The sequence below is a fragment of the Xanthomonas sp. DAR 35659 genome, assembly GCF_041242975.1.
GTDB classification, from domain to species: Bacteria; Pseudomonadota; Gammaproteobacteria; order Xanthomonadales; family Xanthomonadaceae; genus Xanthomonas_A; species Xanthomonas_A medicagonis.
The window spans coordinates 4,340,824-4,359,720 of the sequence record NZ_CP162488.1; the positions used below are offsets into that span (position 1 = coordinate 4,340,824).

The following is an 18,897-nucleotide window of genomic DNA, read 5'->3' on the forward strand; positions in this document are numbered from 1 at the left end:
AAGGCTGCCTGGGGAGCCGACCGGCGCCAGGCGCAGCGGGCGCCTCATCTGCCGTCAGCACAAACCCACCATCGCCGCAGGCTCAGTCCAGCACCCGCGGCAAGTTCGGCAACTCGTCCTCGCCGTCCTGGCCCGGCTGCGCCGGGAAGTGCGTAGCTAGCAACGCCGACACCGCGCCAACGCCGGCGATCACCGCCTGCTCGGGCTGGCCCGCGCGCATATCGCGCTCGATCACCGCGCAGACCTCGCGCCATTGCGCCGCGTCCACGCGCCCGCGCAGACCGCGGTCGGCGACGATCTCGATGTGGTGATCGGCCAGCAACAGATAGATCAGCACGCCGTTGTTGGCGTCGGTATCCCAGGTGCGCAACTGGGCGAAGGCGTGCTCGGCGCGCAGCCGTGGCGCCATGCCGCGCAGCACCTGCGCCGGCGCCAGGCCCGCCTCCACCGCGAACATCACCTGCCCGCGGTGCAACCGCTCTCCCTCGGCGATCGCCGCGCCGATGCGCTGCAGGCTGGCGTCGGGGAACACGGCACGCGCCGAGGGCGCGAACAGATGGCGGAGTATGCGCATCACCAACTCCCCGAGGCGCCACCGCCTCCCGAACTGCCGCCGCCTCCGCCCCAACTACCACCGCCACCACCACCGCCGCCGAAGCCACCGCCACCGCCACCGCCGAATCCGCCGAACCCGCCACCGAAACCACCACCACCCCAGCCGCCCCCGCCCCAGCCGCCGCCACCGGCCGACCGGCCAGGCGACAGGCCAGACAGCAACCCCAGCACCAGCCCGATCGCACCGGTCAGGGCGCCGACGAACAGCGACAGGCTCAACAGCAGGCCCACGCCACCGCCAGCCGCCCCCACCAGCACGGCACGCAAGGGCCGCGGCGCGCGCGCGAAGATCAATTGCGCGACGAAGGCGGCGAACAGCCCTGCGAAAAAGCCCAGCGGCAGCCTGCCGCCGGAACGCGATTCGCTCGCATGGGTACTCACCGGTGCCGGCAACTGTTCGCCGTCGATCAGCTTGACCAGCATCGCGGTGGCCTCGGCGATCCCGCCGCTGTAGTCGCCAGCGCGGAAGCGCGGCACCAGGTACTCCTGGATGATGCGGTTGGCGGTGGCGTCGGGAATCGCGCCCTCCAGGCCGTAGCCGGGCTGGATGCGTACCCGGCGGTCGTCCTTGGCCACCACCAGCAGCACGCCATCGTCCACGCCCTTGCGGCCGAGTTTCCACTGGTCGAACACGCGCTGGGTGTACTGCTCGATGCTCTCCGGCGCGGTGCTCGGCACCACCAGCACCTGCAGCTGGCTGCCCTTGCGCTGCTGCAGCTGCACCGCCTGACGGTCCAGCTCCAGGCGCTGCTCGGGCGTCAGCGTGCCGGTGGTGTCGATGACCGGCGCGTCCAGCGGCGGAATCGGCGCCTCGCTACCGGCCTGCGCCCAGGCCAGCAGCGGCAGCAGCGCGAGCAGCAGCACGCCGATCCAAGTCGCCCGGCCCAGCCGCGCGCGCCACGGGCGGATCGTCGCATCGCTCATTGCAGACTCCTGCCGGCGCGATCGCGCGGCAGCATCGAAGGAAGGAAAGCGCGGCGGTCCTGCCGCCGAACACGCCAGGCCGGGCGGCGGCCGACGCGGTGCGGATGCCGCTGCCGCACACCGCGACCCGGTCGGCACGCAGCGACGCCGACGCCGCTGCGCACCGGCGCCGCGCCTACTGCGCCGGCGCTGGCTGCGGCGCCTGTTGCGGCTGCGGCTGCGGCTGCGGTTGCGGCGCCGGTTGGCCGCCGAAGTTCACCGCCGGCGCCTCGGAAATCTGCGCCTCGTTGGCCACCGAGAAGTTGGGCTTTTCCTTGTAGCCGAAGATCTTCGAGGTGATCACCTGCGGGAACGAGCGGATGTAGGTGTTGTAGTCCTGCACCGCCTGGATGTAGCGGCCGCGGGCCACGGTGATGCGGTTCTCGGTGCCTTCCAGTTGCGCCTGCAGGTCGCGGAAGGATTGGTCGGACTTGAGGTTGGGATAGTTCTCGGTGACCACCAGCAGCCGCGACAGCGCGCTGGACAGCTCGCCCTGCGCCTGCTGGAACTGCTGCAGCGAGGCGGCGTCGTCGGCGTTGACCTGCACCTGGCCGACCCGCGCGCGCGCATTGGTCACGTCGGTCAGCACCTGTCGCTCCTGGTCGGCATAGCCCTTGACCGTGTTGACCAGGTTCGGGATCAGGTCGGCGCGGCGCTTGTACTGGTTCAGCACCTCGGACCAGCCGGCCTTGACCGCCTCGTCCTTCTGCTGGATCGCGTTGTAGCCGCAGCCCGACAACAGCGCCACCACTGCGGCGAGGAACAAAGAACGGGACAACAGGCGCATGGCGCTCTCCGGCATGAAGACTGGGCGCAGCTTGCCACGCCCTCCGTGAAAACGCAGCCGCGGCCCGTCAGCCGTTCACCATTGCCCGGCCCCCGGCACGTTGTGCGCGGCGGCGCGGCGGCGCATCAGCAGGTTCAGCCATTCCACCAGCACCGAGAAGCCCATCGCGGCGTAGATGTAGGGCTTGGGCACGTGCACGTCCAGGCCATCCAGGATCAGCACCACGCCGATCATCAGGATGAACGCCAGCGCCAGCATCTTCACCGTCGGGTTGGCGTCGATGAAGCGGCCCAGCGGGTTCGCCGCCAGCAGCATCACCGCCACCGCCAGCAGCACCGCCGCGACCATCACCGGGATGTGCTGGGCCATGCCGACCGCGGTGATCACCGAGTCCAGCGAGAACACGATGTCGATCACCGCGATCTGCGCGATCACCATCCAGAACACGCCCGAGGCCTTGCTGGTGGTGGGGTCTGAGTCCTCGCCGCCGGTGATCAGCTCGCGGATCTCCATGGTGCCCTTCACCAGCAGGAACAGGCCGCCGATGATCAGCACCAGGTCGCGGATCGAAATGCCCATGCCGGCGACGCTGAACAGCTCGCCCTGCATCCGCGCCAGGAACGCCAGCGAGACCAACAGCGCGATGCGGGTCAGGCACGCCACCGCGATGCCGAACTTGCGCGCCGCCGGGCGCTGCGCCTCGGGCAGCTTGCCGACCGCGATGGAGATGAACACCAGGTTGTCGATGCCCAGCACGATTTCCAATGCGCTCAGCGTCAGCAGCGTCAGCCAGGTGTTGGGATCGGCGAGAAACTCGAAAGCCATGGGGTGGAATCCTTTGACGATAAGAAAGACGAAGCGGGCCTCACAGCACGCGCGGCAGCAGGATCAGCCCCCAGCACAGCACCACGTTGGCCAGCATCAGCAACACCGCGGCCGAGCCCATGTCCTTGGCGCGTCCGGCCAGTTCGTGATGCTCCGGCCCGTAACGCTCGATCACCGCCTCGATCGCGGAATTGAGCAGTTCCACCGCCAGTACCAGCAACAGCGAGCCGATCATCAGCGCCTGCTGCACCGGCCCCTGCCCCAGCCACAGCGCCAGCGGCGCCAACGCCACGAACAGGCACACTTCCAGCCGGAACGAGGATTCGTGCAGCCAGGCGGCGCGCAGGCCCTGGTACGACCAGCGCAGCGCCATCAGCATGCGCCGCGGTCCGCGCGGCAGGTGCCCGAATTGGTCGGCCATGGCTCAGGCCCGGCCTGGGGAACGGGGACGCGACAGCGACGGCCGGAAGGGAACGGTCATGGGTGATGGCGAAGCGGGCTAGGCGCCGATTTTGCCACAAGCCCCCCTTCCCCGCCGAAGCGCGCCGCCGCCGGCCGCGGATTTGCCTGCGGCGCACCGCCTGCGGCACCATCGCCGCTCCCCTGTCCCAGGAGGCGCCACCATGCCCCGTTCGCCGCTGCGCGCCGCGCTGCTCGCCCTTTCCCTGTCCCTGCTCGGCCTGCAATCGGCCCTGGCGCTGACCCCGCCGCCGCCACCACAGATCCCGCAGCAGGTCTCCAACGCGGAGTGGGAACAGGACATGCAGCGCTTCGCCCAGGCCGACGCCGCACACCCGCCCAAGCCCGGCGGCGTGCTGTTCGTCGGCAGTTCCTCGATCCGCTTCTGGACCTCGCTGGCCAAGGACTTCCCGGGCGTGAACACGCTCAACCGCGGCTTCGGCGGCTCGGAGATCCGCGACAGCACCTGGTACGCCGACCGCATCGTGGTGCCATACAAGCCGCGCCTGATCGTGTTCTACGCCGGCGACAACGACCTCAACAGCGGGCGCAGCCCACAGCAGTTGCGCGAGGACTTCCTCGCCTTCGTGACCCGGGTGCGCCGCGACCTGCCGAACGTGCGCATCGCCTACATCGCGATCAAGCCCAGTCCGGCGCGGGCGGCGCTGCTGCCGCAGGTGGCCGAGGCCAACGGACTGATCCGCGCGGCGGCGGCGTCGCTGAAGCAGGTGGACTTCATCGACGTGTACACGCCGATGTTGGCCGCCGACGGGCAACCGCGCGCCGACCTGTTCGGCCCAGACCACCTGCATATGAACGCCGCCGGCTATGCGTTGTGGCGCGACATCGTGCGGCCGTACCTGAAGCGCTGAACGCGCCTTTCGCTGTCCCCGCCCCGGCCGCTTACTTGGCCGGGTCGAAGCGGATCGTGGCGGTGGTACCGCCGCCTTCCGCGCTCTCCAGTCCGATCCGCCAGCCGAAGCGCTCGCACAGCCGCAGCACGATCGACAGGCCCAGCCCGGTGCCCTGCGGGCGGTCCGGCTCGGCGCGGAAGAACGGTTCGAACGCGCGCTGCAAGGCCTCGGCGGACATGCCGATGCCGGTGTCGCGGATGCTGATCCGGTCGGTGTCGACCTCGACCTCGATGCCGCCGGCATCGGTGTAGCTGCAGGCGTTGCGCAGCAGGTTGCTGACCACCACGTGCAGCACCCGTGGCGGCGCATGCAGGCGCGCGACGGTGCGCACGGTGACGGTCAGCGTCACCGGCTTGCCGGTCAACAGTTCGCGCGCGTTTTCCGCCTCGTACTCGACCACGTCGGCGACCTCGAAGGTCTCGCTCTGCGGGATCACGTCGGCTTCGCGCGCCAGGATCAGGAAGGCATCGATCACCGCCTCCATGTCGCGGCCGGCGCGCTGGATCCGCTGCAGGCTGCGGCCCAGCCGCGGCGGCAGGTCCGGATCGGTCATGGCGATGTCGCTGGCGACGCGGATCACGGTCAGCGGCGTGCGCAGTTCGTGGCTGGCGTCGCGGGTGAAGTTGCGTTCGCGCGCGACGTGATCGGTGACGCGCAGCGCCAGCGCATGCAGCGCGGCGGCCAGTTGCCGCGATTCGCCCTGCACGTCGGCCGGCAGGTTTTCCGGCGCCAGGTCGGCGGTGGACGGATGCCGCGGATCCCATTGCGACACGCGCCGCGCCAGCCAGTTGACCGGCGACAGCAGCCGGCGCGAGGCGCGGTAGGTCAGCCAGCCCACCACCACCACCGCGACCAGGGTCAACAGCGCCGGCACGATGCCGAACCAGAACGCCAGGCGCTGCGCCTGCGCGCGCAGGAACACCAGGTACAGGCGCCCGGCCTTGGTCTCGTCGACCAGCACCATCTCGCCGCCCGGGAGGTGTTCGTGCAGGCCCGGCCGCAGGTCACGCAACGCCACCGGCACCGCCGTGGGCGATTGCCCGGCCGGCACCAGATAACCATGCAGGGTATGGCTGTTGGGCGGCGGTGGCGGCGAAGGCGATTGCGCGTACAGGCGCCAGTAGTGCGCGGCTTCCTCGCGCATCACCGAACCCACCAGCGAATGCTGCACCACCGCCACGACCAGGTAACTGCCCAACGCGACGATGCAGCCCGCGAACAGGATGCGGGCGACGAGCGCGAGGCGGATTTTGCGCGGTAACCCGTGCGGCATACAGCTTCCGTGTCGTTTCGCCGCCGATTATAGAAGCGCGGATCGTGAATCCGCCGTGCAAGCAGGCGCCGTTCCTCGGCACCTGCCCGCACGGCAAACGCGGGATCGCTCAGCTCATCGGCTGGGCGATGTCGGCGATGCGGTAGCCGGCGCTCTGCACCGTGTGCAGCAGCGGGCGGTCGAACGGCTTGTCGATGATCTTGCGCAGGTTGTACAGATGGCTGCGCAAGGTGTCCGAGTCCGGCAGGCCGTTGCCCCAGATCTCGCGCTCGATCTCCTGGCGGGTGACCACGCGCGGCGATTCGCGCATCAGGATGGTCAGCAGGCGCAGGCCGATCGGCGACAGCTGCAGCTCGGTGCCGGCGCGGGTGGCGCGCATGCTCACCGGATCCAGCACCAGGTCGGCCACCTTCAGCACTTCCGATCCGACCTGGCGGCGTTCGCGGCGGATCAGCGCGCGCAGCCGCGCTTCCAGTTCCTGGATCGCGAACGGCTTGGTCAGGTAGTCGTCGGCGCCGAAGCCCAGACCGGTGAGCTTGTCGTCGAGCGTGTCGCGCGCGGTCAGCATCAGCACCGGGGTGGACTTGCGCGCGTCGTTGCGCAGGCGGCGGCACACTTCGATGCCGTCCAGGCGCGGCAGCATCAGGTCCAGCACCACCACGTCGTAGCTGTTTTCCGCCGCCAGGCGGTAGCCGTCCAGGCCATCGCAGGCGTAATCCACTTCGAATCCGCGGCCTTCCAGGTATTCGCCGATCATCTCGGAAATGTTGCGGTTGTCCTCGACGACCAGGACGAGTCCGGAGGTTTCCTTGGTCTGACGCATAGAGCTTCCTCAGTCTTCAGCTTTGTGAAACATGCCGCAAGCGCGGTGGTGACGGCGTGAAGATCGCTTCATGTGTCTGACCGTTGCGGAAATCACCCGCCGATCAAGGGTTTGAGCTTGGGCCAGACGTTGTCCAGCACCTTCGGCTGGCCGGCCGCGGTGGGGTGCAGGCCGTCCTCCTGCATCAGCGCCGGGTTCAGCGCCACGCCCTCGAGCAGGAACGGCAGCAGTCCGGTCTGGTACTGCTTGGCCAGATCGGCATAGACCGCGCGCAAGCGTTGCCGATAGGCTGGGCCGTAGTTGGGCGGCACGTCGATGCCCAGCAGCAGCACCTTGGCGCCGGCGGCGCGGCTGAGCACGATCATCTTCTCCAGGTTGCCGCGCAGTTCCGCCGGGGTCAGCCCGCGCAGCGCATCGTTGCCGCCCAGTTCGATCACCACCACCGCCGGGCGGTGCTTCTGCAGCAGCGCCGGCAGCCGGGTCAGCGCACCGGAGGAGGTCTCGCCGCTGATGCTGGCATTGACTACCGCCGGCGGCGCCTGCATCTGTTGGTGCAGGCGGCGCTCCAGCAGCGCCACCCAGCCGGACTGGACCGGGATGTTGTGCGCGGCGCTGAGGCTGTCGCCGACCACCAGCACCGGCCCCGTCGCACCTTTGGCACAGGCGATGGCGGGCAGCAGCAGACACCATGCCAGACAGGCCAGGAGCCAGGCGCTGCGCGTCCAGGCAGGCGTTCCTTTCGTATCGTTGCCACGCATCCGGAGATTTCCTCATCGACAGTCTGGCCCCCACTCCCCGCACCGGCATCGCGATCGACGTACGCGATGTCGGCAAATCCGTCAGCGGACCGGAGGGCACGGTCCACATTCTCGACAAGGTCGGATTGACCATCGGTGAAGGCGACAGCGTCGCCATCGTCGGCGCCTCCGGCTCCGGCAAGACCACCCTGCTCGGCCTGCTTGCCGGCCTGGACCTGCCGACCCAGGGCGAGATCGTGCTCGCCGGGCAGTCGCTCAACGCGCTGGACGAGGAGGCGCGGGCCGCGTTGCGCGCGCGCGCGGTCGGCTTCGTGTTCCAGAGTTTCCACCTGCTGCCGTCGCTGACCGCGGCGGAGAACGTCGCGCTGCCGCTGGAACTGGCCGGGCGCGAGGACCCGGCGCGGGTGCGCGAGGTGCTGGAGGCGGTCGGACTGAGCGCGCGTGCGCGGCACTACCCGCGGCAACTGTCCGGCGGCGAGCAGCAGCGCGTGGCGCTGGCGCGCGCGTTCGTGGCGCGGCCGCGGATCCTGTTCGCCGACGAACCGACCGGCAGCCTCGACCAGGCCACCGGGCAACAGATCAGCGACCTGCTGTTCGCGCTCAACGCCGGCAGCGACACCACCCTGGTGCTGGTCACCCACGACATGCGCCTGGCGCAGCGCTGCGAGCACCGCTACCGGCTCGACGGCGGCCGCCTGCGCCAGGCCGACGCGGCGGCCGACGCATGAACGTGCTGCGCCACGCCGTGCGCGCGCTGCGCCGCGAGCTGTTCGCCGGCGACCTGCTGACCGTGTTCGCCGCGCTGGTGCTGGGCGTGGCGGTGATGACCGCGGTCGGCACCCTGGTCGATCGCGTCACCCTGGCGCTGACCGGCAGCGCCGCCGAGGTGATCGGCGGCGATCTCGGCGTGACCGGGCGCCAGGACATTCCCGCCGCGTTCGCCGCGGAAGCGCAGCGCCGCGGCCTGCGCCACACGCGCCTGGTCAGCTTCCCGAGCGTGCTGTTCCACGGCGACGCGAGCCAGATGGCCAACATCAAGGCAGTCGCCGACGGCTATCCGCTGCGCGGCGAACTACTGGTCGCGCGCGACACCGCGGGCGCGGGCGGCGAGCGTGCCGGCGCGCCGCCGCGCGGCCAGGCCTATGCCGACCCGCGCCTGCTCGAGGCGCTGGGGCTGAAGCTCGGCGACGACCTGGAATTCGGTGCCGGCACGTTGCGCGTGACCCGCGTGCTGCGCGCCGAGCCGGACGCCTCCGGCGAACTGATGCAACTGTCGCCGCCACTGCTGGTCAACCGCGCCGACGTCGATGCCGCCGGCCTGCTCGGCCCCGGCAGCCGCGCCTCCTACCGCTTGATGTTCGCCGGTGCGCCGGAGGAGATCGCCGCATTGCGCGCATGGCTGCAGCCGCGCGCCAAGGCGTTCCGTCTGGTCGGCATCGAGGACACCCAGCGCGGCGTGCGCGGCGCCTTCGACCGCGCCGGGCGCTTCCTGGCCCTGGCCGCGTTGCTGGCGGTGCTGCTGGCCGGCGTCGCCACCGCGCTGGCCGCCAACCGCTTCGCCTTGCGCCGCATCGACAACGTGGCGGTGCTGCGCTGCCTGGGCGCGCGCCAGCGCGACATCCTCGGCGCGCTGGCGCTGCAGTTGCTGCTGCTGGCGATCCCCGCCTGCGCGCTGGGCGTGGGCCTGGGCATGCTGGCTCAGATCGGCCTGGTCGAGGCGCTGGGCAGCCTGATCCCGAACCGGCTGCCGCTGCCGCAGGCGACCCCGGCGCTGGCCGGCGCCGGCATAGGCCTGTTGCTGCTGCTCGGCTTCGGCCTGCCGCCGCTGCTGCGGCTGCGCAACGTGCCGCCGATGCGCGTGCTCAACCGCAGCTTCGCCGCGCTGCCGCCGACCTCGCTGCTGGTCTATGCCGCCGCCCTGGTCGCCACCGTGGTGCTGGCGGTGTACGCCACCGGCGACGGCGTGCTGGCGGCCTGGGTGCTGGGCGGCCTGACCCTGCTCGCCGCGCTCGCCGCGGCGGTCGGCGGCCTGCTGCTGGCCGTGCTGCGGCGGCTGCAGTCGCGGCTGCGCGGGCCATGGAAGCTGGGCCTGGCGGCGCTGACCCGGCGCCGCGCGCTGAGCGTGGTGCAACTGGTCGGGCTGTCGCTGTCTCTGTGCGCGTTGCTGCTGCTGGCGGTGATCGGCCCGGGCCTGCTCGGCCAATGGCGCGACCGGCTGCCAGCGGACACGCCGAACTACTTCCTGATGAACATCCAGCCCGACCAGGCCGAGCACGTGCTCGGCACGCTGCGCGGACTCGGCGTCGCCGACGCGACGGTGGAACCGTTCAGCACCGGCAAGCTGGTGGCGATCAACGGCAAGCCGCCGCAGCGCCAGGACCAGGGTCCGGAAGACGACGGCGACGGCGTCGATCGGCCGATCAACTTCTCCTGGCGGCACCAGTTCCCGGCCGCCAACCGGCTGCTGTCCGGCCGCTTCTGGGCCGCCGACAGCACCGCGGCGGAGGCCTCGGTGGAGGAAGGCTGGGCGCAGCGCTACGGGCTCAAGCTGGGCGATCGCATCACCCTGCTGCTCGGCGAGCAGCAACGCAGCTTCACCGTGACCAGCGTGCGCAAGGCGGACTGGGACTCGTTCCGGGTCAACTTCTTCCTGCTGCTCAACGCCGGTGCGGTGCAGGACGCGCCGTACAACCTGATCTCGGCCTTCCATTTGCCGCGCGGATCGGCCACGCAGTTGAGCGGGCTCAGCCGCACCTATCCGAACGTGTCGCTGCTGGACATCGACGCGATCCTGCAACGGGTGCGCGAGGTGATCGACCGCGTGGCGCAGGCGGTGCAACTGGTGATGGGCTTCAGCCTGCTGGCCGGCGCGCTGGTGTTGCTGGCGGCGCTGCAGGCCACCGCCGGCGAGCGCCGCTACGACAGCGCGGTACTGCGCACCCTGGGCGCGCGCCGTGGGCAACTGCGCGGCGCGGTGCTGGTGGAGTTCGGTGTGCTCGGCCTGCTCGCCGCGATCCTCGCGGTCGGTGCCGCGGCGATCATTGGCGTGGTGGTGGCCAAACAGGCCTTCGAGCTGACACTTTCGCCGCCATGGCCGGCGCTGCTGCTGGGCGGCCTCGGCGGCGTGGCGCTGAGCCTGCTCGCCGGCTGGTCGGGCACGCGTCGCATCCTGCGCACGCCGCCGGCGCTGGCGTTGCGCGAGCCGTGAGGGGGCCGGGATTGGGGATTCGGGATTGGGGATTTGGAAAAGCGTCGCGGTTGCGCGGACGTGGCGCGTTCGCCGCCGGCGCTCGGCGGTGGTCTTTCGCGACGATGGGAGCGATGCGTGCCGCGCCATGGATAAATCGCAGTGCATCGATAAGGAGACCCGCATGAAGTGGTTTGTCGCGTGTTGCCTGCTGGCCGTCGCCAACGCGGCCGGCGCGGTGGTGGTCAGGGCGGACGTGGACGACGCCCGCTACCGGATTCCGGAGGCGGCATTTCCGGCACTGGCCGACCTGCCCGGCGAAGGGCACGGCGTGCTGATCGCGCCGCAGTGGGTGGTCACCGCCGCGCACGCGGCGCCGATGCAGATGCCGGGCATGGAGCAGGACGTGACCATCGGCGGCGTGGCGCACAGGATCAAACGGATCGTCGTTTATCCCGGCTACGAGAAGCTGCCCGACCCACTGGTGAAGGAGGCCCTGGCCTCGCGCGACTTCTCCAGGCTCTACGCGTTCCTCGACGCATCCGACGATATCGCGCTGATCGAACTGGCGGCGCCGGTGGCGGAGGTGGCGCCGGTGACGCTGTACCGCGGCGACCGGGAAGCGGGCATGACCGCCGAGCTGCTCGGCAAGGGCGCCAGTGGCGACGGCAACGTGGGCCAGGATCCGCATGGCGCGCATCGCGGCGTGTTGCGCCACGCCTTCAACACGATCGCCGGCGCCGACGCGCGTTACCTCTGGTATCGCTTCGACCCTCCCGCCTCGGCGTTGCCGCTCGAAGGCATCACCGGCAGCGGCGACAGCGGTGGTCCGTTGCTGATCGGCGACGGCCATGCGCGGCAACTGGTCGGCCTGGCATCGTGGGGCCAGTATCCGCCGGAGCATCCGTTCTGGAAGACCTGGACCGCGGATCGCCCGTTCGTGCAGGGCCTCTACGGCCAGATCGTGCATGCGGTGCGCATCTCGCACTACGTCCCGTGGATCGAGCAGGTGATGGCTGCATCCGCGCGCACCGAGCCACCGCCCGCGCCAGCGCAGGCCGCGCCCCAGCCAGCGCGCGAGGCGACGCCCTGATCTCCGGTGGCCGGCGCTCCGGCGGATGGCAGGTCGTTGCACTGGCGCGAACGCCCACACTGCCGCGTTGCGTGGGGCCGGCGCTGCGCCGTCGCTGGCGCGCGGAGCTGGCGCGCGGAGAGTGCACATGATCGCTGCATGTGGCTGAGCGCGCGCGATAGCCGCGGGATCGCGCGCGATCGCCAACTGATGGCCGCCGCCGACCGATCCACTCCATGAAAAAAAAGGGAAGGCGCCATACCGGCCGCCTTCCCCACCCTGGCTGTGTTGTCGGCGCTGTGCTCAGCGCGCGGCCGGCGCCGGCTCCGTCCATTGCGCGAACACCGCATCGATCTGCGCGTCGGTCACCGGTTTGCCCTGCTGTACCGCCTCGGCCTGCTCGAACAGCGGCACGATCATCGCCATGCCGTCGAGCTTGGTCTTCAAGTGCACGCCCGGCGGCTTGCCGAGCCACCCGTCCCAGCGCGCGCGCACCTTGGCCCAGTAGCCCTGCGTCGCCTTCCAATAGGCATACGCGGGCGCGAAATCGACCTCGCCGGTTTTGACGTAGTCGTTGAAGCCGAACTCGCGCGCGATCGACTGCTGGCTGCCGTCGGGCTTGCGCAGCACCTTGGTGTTGAATTGCTCATGGGTCCAACCGGCCGGGGTGAGGGTGTGCCGGTTGATCACCGCCAGCGCGTTGTAATCGCTGCGCCTGGTGTACTCACGCCGCGGCAGCGGCCGCCAGCTCAGGTCGCTGGTCCAGGTCGCATGGCCGTCGGCATAGTCCCAACGGCCGGTGCCGCAATAGCGCGGCGCGTCGCTGACCTCGAACACGCACTGGGTCCAGGCACCGCGCGTGGTCGCGGCGGCGAGCGGACGCACCTGCCAGGTCTGGTCTGCGCTGAACTCGAAGCGCTGCGCCGCCTCGTAGGTCCAGTCCTGGCGCCAGTGCTTGGTCACATGGCCACTCTTGGTATCGACCAGCAGATGTTGCAGTACCACCTTGCGCGGGCTGTCCTCGACCACGATCACCACTTCGTTGGCGCCGCTGCGCATCGCCGGCGCGCGCTCGTAGCCCGGCTTGAGCAGTACCGTCTCGTCGAAGGCGAAGTCCACCAGGTATTCGCCCTGCATCGCCAGGATGCTGGCGCGATCGCGTGCCGGATCGGCGCCCTCGGCGTGGACGGGGAGACTGCCGGCGAGCAGCAGGACGTAGAGCAGGGAAAGTGGTTTCATCATCGAAAGGTAGAGTGGTGGAAGCGAGAAAGACGCCATGCGCCGGTCATAGCCGGATCAGCGGCCATGACCGATCCGGATCCGGACGCGGCGCAAGTCGAGCGGCACGGGCGCAGCAGCAGTCGTCGACCAGCACGTCGCCCTCGGCCGCTTCCAGGCGGGCGATGCGCCGGGCGATGCTGGCGCCGAGCGGCGACACGCTGGCGACGCTGGCCGCCAGCGCGCCGTCGGCCGCATGCAGGCGCAGCGCCCCTGCGTGCCAGCCATCGCCGCGCAGGCGCCCGGCGACGCGCCGCCACAGCCGTTCGGCGACACCGCCGTCGGTGGCGTCCTGCGCCGTCGGCAGCGCCGACAGCAGCATGTCCCAGGCGACGAAGTCGCTGTCGGGCAACAGATACAGGCGCCAGCAGCAGTGCTGCTGGCGGTCGTAGAAGCGCAGGCTCTCCAGCACGCCATCGCTGTCCACGTCCAGATGCGCGGCGACACTGCGTGCGTGCCGCCAGCCGACCAACTCGGCGCCGGCACGTGCGCGGTACAGGCACAGCACGGTGCCCAACGCGGCCAGCTGCGCCGGGCGCGGCAGCGCCGCGGAGGCGGCGCTCCGCTCCGGACCGTGCTGCGCTGGCGCCGCCTTGCGCATGCGCCGCTACCAGTCCAGCGCCAGGCTGACCGACACGTTGCGGCCGGCGCCGGTATAGCGATCGAGCACCGTGCTGCTGGCCAGCGTCGCCCCGGGCAGCGCGTTCCAATCGATGTAGCGGCGATCGGCGAGGTTGAACACGCCGACGTTGAGTCGGGCGCCAGGGGTGAAGTTCCAGTGCGCGAGCAGGTCCAGCGTCGCGTAGCCCGGTGGCGTGTAGTAGCTCGCCGACGCCGGGCGCTGCTTCTTCGCCACGAACGTGCCGACCAGTTGCGCGCCCCACAGGTCGCGGTCGTAGGCCAGCCCGAGCACGCCGCGCAGCGGGTCGACCGCGTTCAGCGGCGCTGCATCGGTCTTGTTGTCGCCGTGCGCATAGGCGGCGCTGGCATGCAGCGACCATCCCGCCCAGCGCGCCGACAGCGCGCCAAAGTCCACCCCGGCCTTGGCCTCCACGCCCTTGATCACCACGTGGTCGACGTTGCGCGACTGGTACAGCATCAAACCGTCGGCGTTGAAGCCGACGAAGCTGTAGGACTCGATGAAGTCGCGATAGTCGTTGTAGTAGCCGCTGAGGCCGGCATAGCCGGCCGCGCCGACGTAACGCAGGCCGAGCTCGGCGCCCTTGCTGGTCTCCGGCTTCAGATCCGGATTGGCGATCGCGGTGTAGCCGACCACCAGATTGGTGAAGCCGATATTGACGTCGTTGTACGGCGGCGCGCGGAATCCGTACGCGTAGTTGGCGTACAGCGACCACGCCTCGTCGATGCGCCAGAGCGCGCCGAGCTTGGGCGAGACGTTGTGGTCGGTGATCTTCTTCGCCGCCACGCCCGGATTGTCGCCGGCGAAGATGGCGTCCACCTCCGGCGAGAGCCGGTAGTAGTCCACGCGCACGCCCGGAATCAGGCTGACGCGGCCGTCGGCCAGGCGCATCTCGTCCTGCAGGTAGAGGCCGGCCTTGGTGGTCTCGGTGACCGGGAAATCGCGCACCGGGAAGGTCTCCAGGCCCACCGTCTTGCTGATCGCGCCGGTGCGCAGGTTCTGCGTGTGGCCGTCGCGCTTCTCGTGGGTGTCGCTCCACGACAGGTCGAGCCCGTAGCTGATGTCGTGGACCACGCGGCCCTGGTCCACCCGCTTGTGCAGGTTCGCCTGCAGCCCGTACAGGCGCTGGTCGAAGTTGTGCTCGTTGTGGCGCAGGGTGTTGTTGCTGCGGCGTTCGTCGGTCCGCTGCAGGCTCTCGCTGTCCTGCCGGTACAGTTGCCACTGCAGGTCGTCGGCGAACGGCGTGTCCCACTGGTCGATCTCGTGCGCCAACGACACGCGCGCCCGGGTCTTATGATCGCGGCCGCGCTGCGACAGGATCGCCGCGGTGACGTTGCTCAGCGCATCGATGCGGCCGTAGTCCTCGTTGCCCTCGACGGTGAGCTTGAAGCGCTGATTCGCGCTCGGCGCGTAGACCAGCTTGCTGAGCAGGCTGCGGCCGTCGCTGCTGAGCGGGTTGGGCGCGGTACGCGTCGCGCCGGTGCTGCGGTTGTCGCCCTGGGTTTCGCTTTCCTGGCCCTGGCGATGGCTGAGCGCGGCCATGCCGCTCCAGCGCGCGCCGCCGAAGGCGACCAGCGCGCCGGCGAACAGACCGTCCCAGTCGCCCTCGTACCCGAACTTCAGTCCGACGTAGCGGTCCTTGCCCGGTGCCAGGTAGTCGGCCGGATCCTTGGTGACGTAGGCGACCACGCCACCGAGCGCATCCGAGCCGTACAGCGAACTGGCCGGGCCGCGCACGATCTCGACCCGCTTGAGCGTTTCCATGTCGACGAGATTGCGGTTGGCGTTGAGATAGCTGCCGAAGCTGAAGCCATCCGCGACCGGAATGCCGTCGGTCTGGATCAGCACGCGATTGCCGTCCAGGCCGCGGATGCGGATCCCGCCGACGCCGCTGAAACGGCCGCTGTTGCCGGTGACCGAAACGCCCGGCGTGTAGCGCAGCAGATCCTTCAGGTCGTGCACCAGTTCCTGATCCATCTGTTCGCGGTCGATCACGTCCACGCTGGCCGGGACGTCGACGATGGCGCGCTGGGTGCGGGTGGCGGTGACCTGCAGGCGGTCGAAATCGCGCGGCGTGGCGGCATCGGCGGCGGCGCCGGTCGCAGTGTCGGGGGCGGCGTGCGCGCAGGCGGCCAGGGCCAGCCACAGCGCGCCGGCGAGCGGAGCGGGACGAAGAAGGAAGGTCATCGGTAGGTCGCGAAAGATCCCGGCCCACGCCGGCACGCAGGCCGGCGCAAGGGCCGAGAGGAGAGACGGTCGCGACTGCGAGCGGCCGCGGCGGACGCGTGCGGTCCGGCCAGGTGGCGGCAGTGTCGAGCGGTGGGCCGTGCCGCGCGCTGCGCGGCCAGGCGGTTTACTTGGTCAGGATCAGCTTGTCGTTGCTGGTGTGGCGCAGGCGATAGACGCGGTCGCCATGCTGGATCAGCACCTCGCGGCGCCCTTTCAGCAGCGCCTCGCTGCTGATCGTTTCCTCGACCGGAACGGCGCGCGGCAACGCGCGCTCGCGCAGGCTCAGGGTTTCCGGGTGACGCAACAGCACGGGTTGGGCGGTCATGGTCGAGCTCCGTACACAGGGGTCGATACGGATGATAATGATTCTCAATAATTTCGCAAGAGGCATTCTCGTTTGCAGCCATTGAAGGTGCGAATGAAATGCAAGCCTTCGACAGCCAGGATGAATCGGCGACGCATCCCTACCTGATCGCGTTCAACCACTCCCCTGCCCCCAGGCCCGACTCAGGCGACCGCCGCCTCGACCTGCGCCCACCACGCCGGGTCGTCGCGGGTGGCCAACTGCAGCGCCTCGAGGTTCTGCAGCAACTGGGCGACGCGGCTGGCGCCGAGGATCACCGTGGACACGTGCGGGTTGCGCAGGCACCAGGCGATCGCCAGCGCCGCCGGCGCCACGCACTGCGCGGCGGCCAGCGTGGTGAAGCGCCGCGCGCGCTCGATCCGGCGCTGCGCCGGCGGCCCGATCACGTCGTCCTGCAGCCAGGCGTTGCGCGCCTGGCCCAGGCGCGACGCCGGATCGATGCCGTCGTTGTACTTGCCGGTCAACAGGCCCGAGGCCAGCGGCGACCAGATCGTGGTGCCCAGGCCGAGCTCTGCGTACAGCGGCGCGTATTCCTGCTCCACGCGCTGGCGGTGCAGCAGGTTGTATTGCGGCTGCTCCATCGACGGTCCGTGCAGGCCCTGCGCCTGCGCCACCTGCGCCGCTTCGCGGATGCGCTCGGCCGGCCACTCGGAGGTGCCCCAGTACAGCACCTTGCCCTGGCGGATCAGCGCATCCATCGCGCACACGGTTTCCTCCACCGGCGTGTCGGCATCGGGACGGTGGCAGTAGTACAGGTCCAGATAGTCCACGCGCAGGCGCTTGAGCGCGGCGTGGCAGGCATCGGTGACGTGCTTGCGCGACAGCCCGCGCTGGGTGGGGCGCGGCGCTTCGACCGCGCCGAAGTAGACCTTGCTGGACACGCAGTAGCCATCGCGCGGCAGGCGCAGGTCGGCGATCACGTCGCCCATCACCTGCTCGGCGCGGCCGTGCGCGTAGACCTCGGCGTTGTCGAAGAAGTTGATGCCGTGGTCCCAGGCGGCGGCGATCAGGTTGCGCGCTTCGTCGCGGCCGATCTGCCCGCCGAAGTTGATCCAGGCGCCGAACGACAGCGCCGACAGCTGCAGCCCGGTGGCACCGAGGCGACGGTAATGCATGGCAACTCTCCTGCTGAGCGGACCCGCGGCACGGCCGGCGGGCGGCCGCACAGTGTAGCGGCGGCGCTGGCGAGGCTTCGCCCACGACGCCCTCCGCCCGCGCCGGTCCGCTACCGGCGACGCGACCGATCCAAGGCGCCAGGCCGTTCCCAATCCCCAATCCCGCCTCCCGAATCCCCGACTGAACACGGCTCGCCTTGCCGCCCGTCACCCCCTGCACTAGGCTTCCTCTCTTTGGCCGGAACCCGGGGACGCAGATGGTCGAAGGATTGGGAAGGATCGGCTTCGGCCTGTTCGGGTTGGCGGTGTTGATCGGGATCACCTGGCTGTTCTCGAACAACAAGCGCGCGGTCGATTGGAAGCTGGTCGCCACCGGCCTGATCCTGCAGATCGGCTTCGCCTCGCTGGTGCTGCTGGTACCGGGCGGCCGCGAAGTGTTCGACTGGCTGGGAAAACTGTTCGTCAAGGTGCTGAGCTTCGTCAACGAAGGCTCCAGCTTCATCTTCGGCAGCCTGCTGGACACCAAGACCTACGGCTTCATCTTCGCCTTCCAGGTGCTGCCGACCATCATCTTCTTCTCCGCGCTGATGGGCGTGCTCTATCACCTGGGGGTGATGCAGGCGGTGGTGCGGGTGATGGCCTGGGCGATCACCAAGGTGATGCGCGTGTCCGGCGCCGAGACCACCAGCGTCTGCGCCAGCGTGTTCATCGGCCAGACCGAAGCGCCGCTGACGGTGCGCCCGTACATCCCCAAGATGACCGAATCGGAACTGCTGACGATGATGATCGGCGGCATGGCGCACATCGCCGGCGGCGTGCTGGCCGCCTACGTGGGCATGCTCGGCGGCACCGATCCGGTGGAGCAGGCGTTCTACGCCAAGCATCTGCTGGCGGCCAGCATCATGGCCGCGCCGGCGACGCTGGTGGTGGCCAAGCTGCTGATCCCGGAAACCGGCACGCCACTGACCCGCGGCACGGTCAAGATGGAAGTGGAGAAGACCACCAGCAACGTCATCGACGCCGCCGCCGCCGGTGCCGGCGACGGCCTGCGCCTGGCGCTGAACATCGGCGCGATGCTGCTGGCCTTCATCGCCCTGATCGCGCTGGTCAACGCGCCGCTGACCTGGATCGGCGACGTCACCGGCCTGGCCGCGGCGATCGGTCGCCCGACCAACCTGTCCACCATCTTCGGCTATGTGCTGGCGCCGATCGCCTGGGTGATCGGCACCCCGTGGGCGGATGCGACCACGGTCGGTTCGCTGATCGGGCAGAAGGTGGTCATCAACGAATTCGTCGCCTACAGCGAACTGGCGCAGATCGTCAAAGGCCAGGTGCCTGGCATGAGCCTGAGCGCCGAGGGCCGGCTGATCGCCACCTACGCGCTGTGCGGCTTCGCCAACTTCAGTTCGATCGCGATCCAGATCGGCGGCATCGGCGGCCTGGCCCCGGAGCGCCGCCACGACCTGGCGCGGTTCGGCCTGCGCGCCGTGCTGGGCGGCTCGATCGCCACCTTCATGACCGCCACCATCGCCGGCGTGCTGTCGCACTTCAGCTGATGCAGTCCCTTTCCAGTCCCCCGTCGAGAAGCAGCACAT

Annotated in this window: 18 protein-coding genes; 5 read left to right on the plus strand and 13 right to left on the minus strand. The window is 70.0% G+C overall.

The features are described 5' to 3' along the window. Window positions 1-82: 82 nt before the first annotated feature. The 5 genes from AB3X07_RS18405 to AB3X07_RS18425 form a co-directional block, all read right to left on the minus strand. Window positions 83-574: a TPM domain-containing protein gene (locus tag AB3X07_RS18405; RefSeq protein WP_369940160.1), complete on the minus strand. Its 492-nt coding sequence runs from the start codon at window positions 572-574 to the stop codon at window positions 83-85. Further along, window positions 574-1,539 carry a TPM domain-containing protein gene (locus AB3X07_RS18410; RefSeq protein WP_369940162.1) on the minus strand — a complete coding sequence of 322 codons (966 nt, stop codon included), beginning with the start codon at window positions 1,537-1,539 and terminating at the stop codon, window positions 574-576. Before AB3X07_RS18410 ends, AB3X07_RS18405 begins: the two co-directional genes overlap by 1 nt. A gap of 175 nt (window positions 1,540-1,714) precedes the next feature. Beyond that, complete coding sequence (locus AB3X07_RS18415; RefSeq protein ID WP_369940163.1) at window positions 1,715-2,365, minus strand: LemA family protein; 651 nt, start codon at window positions 2,363-2,365, stop codon at window positions 1,715-1,717. A gap of 75 nt (window positions 2,366-2,440) precedes the next feature. Continuing rightward, window positions 2,441-3,190, minus strand: coding sequence for a TerC family protein (locus AB3X07_RS18420; RefSeq protein ID WP_369940164.1), 750 nt, complete (start codon window positions 3,188-3,190; stop codon window positions 2,441-2,443). Between the two features lie 40 nt (window positions 3,191-3,230). After that, window positions 3,231-3,611: a diacylglycerol kinase gene (locus AB3X07_RS18425; RefSeq protein WP_369940165.1), complete on the minus strand. Its 381-nt coding sequence runs from the start codon at window positions 3,609-3,611 to the stop codon at window positions 3,231-3,233. Window positions 3,612-3,813: 202 nt separating this feature from the next. Here AB3X07_RS18425 and AB3X07_RS18430 point away from each other — a divergent pair, with 202 nt between their 5' ends. Continuing rightward, entirely contained in the window at window positions 3,814-4,521 is a 708-nt protein-coding gene (locus tag AB3X07_RS18430) for an SGNH/GDSL hydrolase family protein (RefSeq protein WP_369940166.1), read from the plus strand. 31 nt (window positions 4,522-4,552) lie between these two features. On the opposite strand, the gene AB3X07_RS18435 is transcribed toward AB3X07_RS18430, so the two are convergent. The 3 genes from AB3X07_RS18435 to AB3X07_RS18445 form a co-directional block, all read right to left on the minus strand. Further along, entirely contained in the window at window positions 4,553-5,836 is a 1,284-nt protein-coding gene (locus tag AB3X07_RS18435; protein WP_369940167.1) for a sensor histidine kinase, read from the minus strand. A gap of 109 nt (window positions 5,837-5,945) precedes the next feature. Continuing rightward, complete coding sequence (locus tag AB3X07_RS18440) at window positions 5,946-6,659, minus strand: response regulator transcription factor (protein WP_003481607.1); 714 nt, start codon at window positions 6,657-6,659, stop codon at window positions 5,946-5,948. 92 nt (window positions 6,660-6,751) lie between these two features. Then, window positions 6,752-7,417, minus strand: a complete 666-nt coding sequence (locus AB3X07_RS18445; protein WP_369940169.1) for an arylesterase — start codon at window positions 7,415-7,417, stop codon at window positions 6,752-6,754. A 125-nt stretch (window positions 7,418-7,542) separates the two neighbouring features. Here AB3X07_RS18445 and AB3X07_RS18450 point away from each other — a divergent pair, with 125 nt between their 5' ends. The 3 genes from AB3X07_RS18450 to AB3X07_RS18460 all read left to right on the plus strand — a co-directional run bounded on the left by AB3X07_RS18450 (window position 7,543) and on the right by AB3X07_RS18460 (window position 11,697). Then, entirely contained in the window at window positions 7,543-8,145 is a 603-nt protein-coding gene (locus tag AB3X07_RS18450) for an ABC transporter ATP-binding protein (protein ID WP_369940171.1), read from the plus strand. Continuing rightward, window positions 8,142-10,625 (plus strand): ABC transporter permease, encoded by a 2,484-nt coding sequence (locus tag AB3X07_RS18455; protein WP_369940174.1) that lies wholly within the window; start codon window positions 8,142-8,144, stop codon window positions 10,623-10,625. Before AB3X07_RS18450 ends, AB3X07_RS18455 begins: the two co-directional genes overlap by 4 nt. A gap of 163 nt (window positions 10,626-10,788) precedes the next feature. Beyond that, window positions 10,789-11,697 carry a S1 family peptidase gene (locus AB3X07_RS18460; protein ID WP_369940175.1) on the plus strand — a complete coding sequence of 303 codons (909 nt, stop codon included), beginning with the start codon at window positions 10,789-10,791 and terminating at the stop codon, window positions 11,695-11,697. A gap of 282 nt (window positions 11,698-11,979) precedes the next feature. Here the strand turns inward: AB3X07_RS18460 and AB3X07_RS18465 are convergent, their stop codons facing one another. The 5 genes from AB3X07_RS18465 to AB3X07_RS18485 all read right to left on the minus strand — a co-directional run bounded on the left by AB3X07_RS18465 (window position 11,980) and on the right by AB3X07_RS18485 (window position 17,302). Continuing rightward, window positions 11,980-12,915, minus strand: a complete 936-nt coding sequence (locus tag AB3X07_RS18465) for a DUF6607 family protein (RefSeq protein WP_369940176.1) — start codon at window positions 12,913-12,915, stop codon at window positions 11,980-11,982. A 46-nt stretch (window positions 12,916-12,961) separates the two neighbouring features. Next, a complete protein-coding gene (locus tag AB3X07_RS18470) occupies window positions 12,962-13,555 on the minus strand; it encodes a Hemin transport protein (RefSeq protein WP_369940178.1) in 594 nt (197 codons plus the stop codon). Window positions 13,556-13,561: 6 nt separating this feature from the next. Beyond that, window positions 13,562-15,781, minus strand: a complete 2,220-nt coding sequence (locus AB3X07_RS18475; RefSeq protein ID WP_369940179.1) for a TonB-dependent hemoglobin/transferrin/lactoferrin family receptor — start codon at window positions 15,779-15,781, stop codon at window positions 13,562-13,564. 166 nt (window positions 15,782-15,947) lie between these two features. Continuing rightward, window positions 15,948-16,148 (minus strand): hemin uptake protein HemP, encoded by a 201-nt coding sequence (hemP, locus tag AB3X07_RS18480; protein WP_009577197.1) that lies wholly within the window; start codon window positions 16,146-16,148, stop codon window positions 15,948-15,950. Window positions 16,149-16,330: 182 nt separating this feature from the next. After that, entirely contained in the window at window positions 16,331-17,302 is a 972-nt protein-coding gene (locus tag AB3X07_RS18485) for an aldo/keto reductase (protein ID WP_369940180.1), read from the minus strand. Between the two features lie 257 nt (window positions 17,303-17,559). Between AB3X07_RS18485 and AB3X07_RS18490 the strand changes: the two genes are divergently transcribed. Further along, window positions 17,560-18,858 (plus strand): NupC/NupG family nucleoside CNT transporter, encoded by a 1,299-nt coding sequence (locus AB3X07_RS18490; protein WP_369940181.1) that lies wholly within the window; start codon window positions 17,560-17,562, stop codon window positions 18,856-18,858. The last annotated feature ends 39 nt before the right edge of the window (window positions 18,859-18,897 follow it).

Coding starts and splice junctions, on each gene's coding strand:
- AB3X07_RS18440 (WP_003481607.1), bottom strand. CDS start 6,659: ATGCGTCAGACCAAGGAAACCTCCGGACTCGTCCTGGTCGTCGAGGAC.
- AB3X07_RS18490 (WP_369940181.1), top strand. CDS start 17,560: ATGGTCGAAGGATTGGGAAGGATCGGCTTCGGCCTGTTCGGGTTGGCG.
- AB3X07_RS18445 (WP_369940169.1), bottom strand. CDS start 7,417: ATGCGTGGCAACGATACGAAAGGAACGCCTGCCTGGACGCGCAGCGCC.
- AB3X07_RS18455 (WP_369940174.1), top strand. CDS start 8,142: ATGAACGTGCTGCGCCACGCCGTGCGCGCGCTGCGCCGCGAGCTGTTC.
- AB3X07_RS18460 (WP_369940175.1), top strand. CDS start 10,789: ATGAAGTGGTTTGTCGCGTGTTGCCTGCTGGCCGTCGCCAACGCGGCC.
- AB3X07_RS18470 (WP_369940178.1), bottom strand. CDS start 13,555: ATGCGCAAGGCGGCGCCAGCGCAGCACGGTCCGGAGCGGAGCGCCGCC.
- AB3X07_RS18415 (WP_369940163.1), bottom strand. CDS start 2,365: ATGCGCCTGTTGTCCCGTTCTTTGTTCCTCGCCGCAGTGGTGGCGCTG.
- AB3X07_RS18405 (WP_369940160.1), bottom strand. CDS start 574: ATGCGCATACTCCGCCATCTGTTCGCGCCCTCGGCGCGTGCCGTGTTC.
- AB3X07_RS18485 (WP_369940180.1), bottom strand. CDS start 17,302: ATGCATTACCGTCGCCTCGGTGCCACCGGGCTGCAGCTGTCGGCGCTG.
- AB3X07_RS18425 (WP_369940165.1), bottom strand. CDS start 3,611: ATGGCCGACCAATTCGGGCACCTGCCGCGCGGACCGCGGCGCATGCTG.
- hemP (WP_009577197.1), bottom strand. CDS start 16,148: ATGACCGCCCAACCCGTGCTGTTGCGTCACCCGGAAACCCTGAGCCTG.
- AB3X07_RS18420 (WP_369940164.1), bottom strand. CDS start 3,190: ATGGCTTTCGAGTTTCTCGCCGATCCCAACACCTGGCTGACGCTGCTG.
- AB3X07_RS18435 (WP_369940167.1), bottom strand. CDS start 5,836: ATGCCGCACGGGTTACCGCGCAAAATCCGCCTCGCGCTCGTCGCCCGC.
- AB3X07_RS18465 (WP_369940176.1), bottom strand. CDS start 12,915: ATGAAACCACTTTCCCTGCTCTACGTCCTGCTGCTCGCCGGCAGTCTC.
- AB3X07_RS18410 (WP_369940162.1), bottom strand. CDS start 1,539: ATGAGCGATGCGACGATCCGCCCGTGGCGCGCGCGGCTGGGCCGGGCG.
- AB3X07_RS18475 (WP_369940179.1), bottom strand. CDS start 15,781: ATGACCTTCCTTCTTCGTCCCGCTCCGCTCGCCGGCGCGCTGTGGCTG.
- AB3X07_RS18430 (WP_369940166.1), top strand. CDS start 3,814: ATGCCCCGTTCGCCGCTGCGCGCCGCGCTGCTCGCCCTTTCCCTGTCC.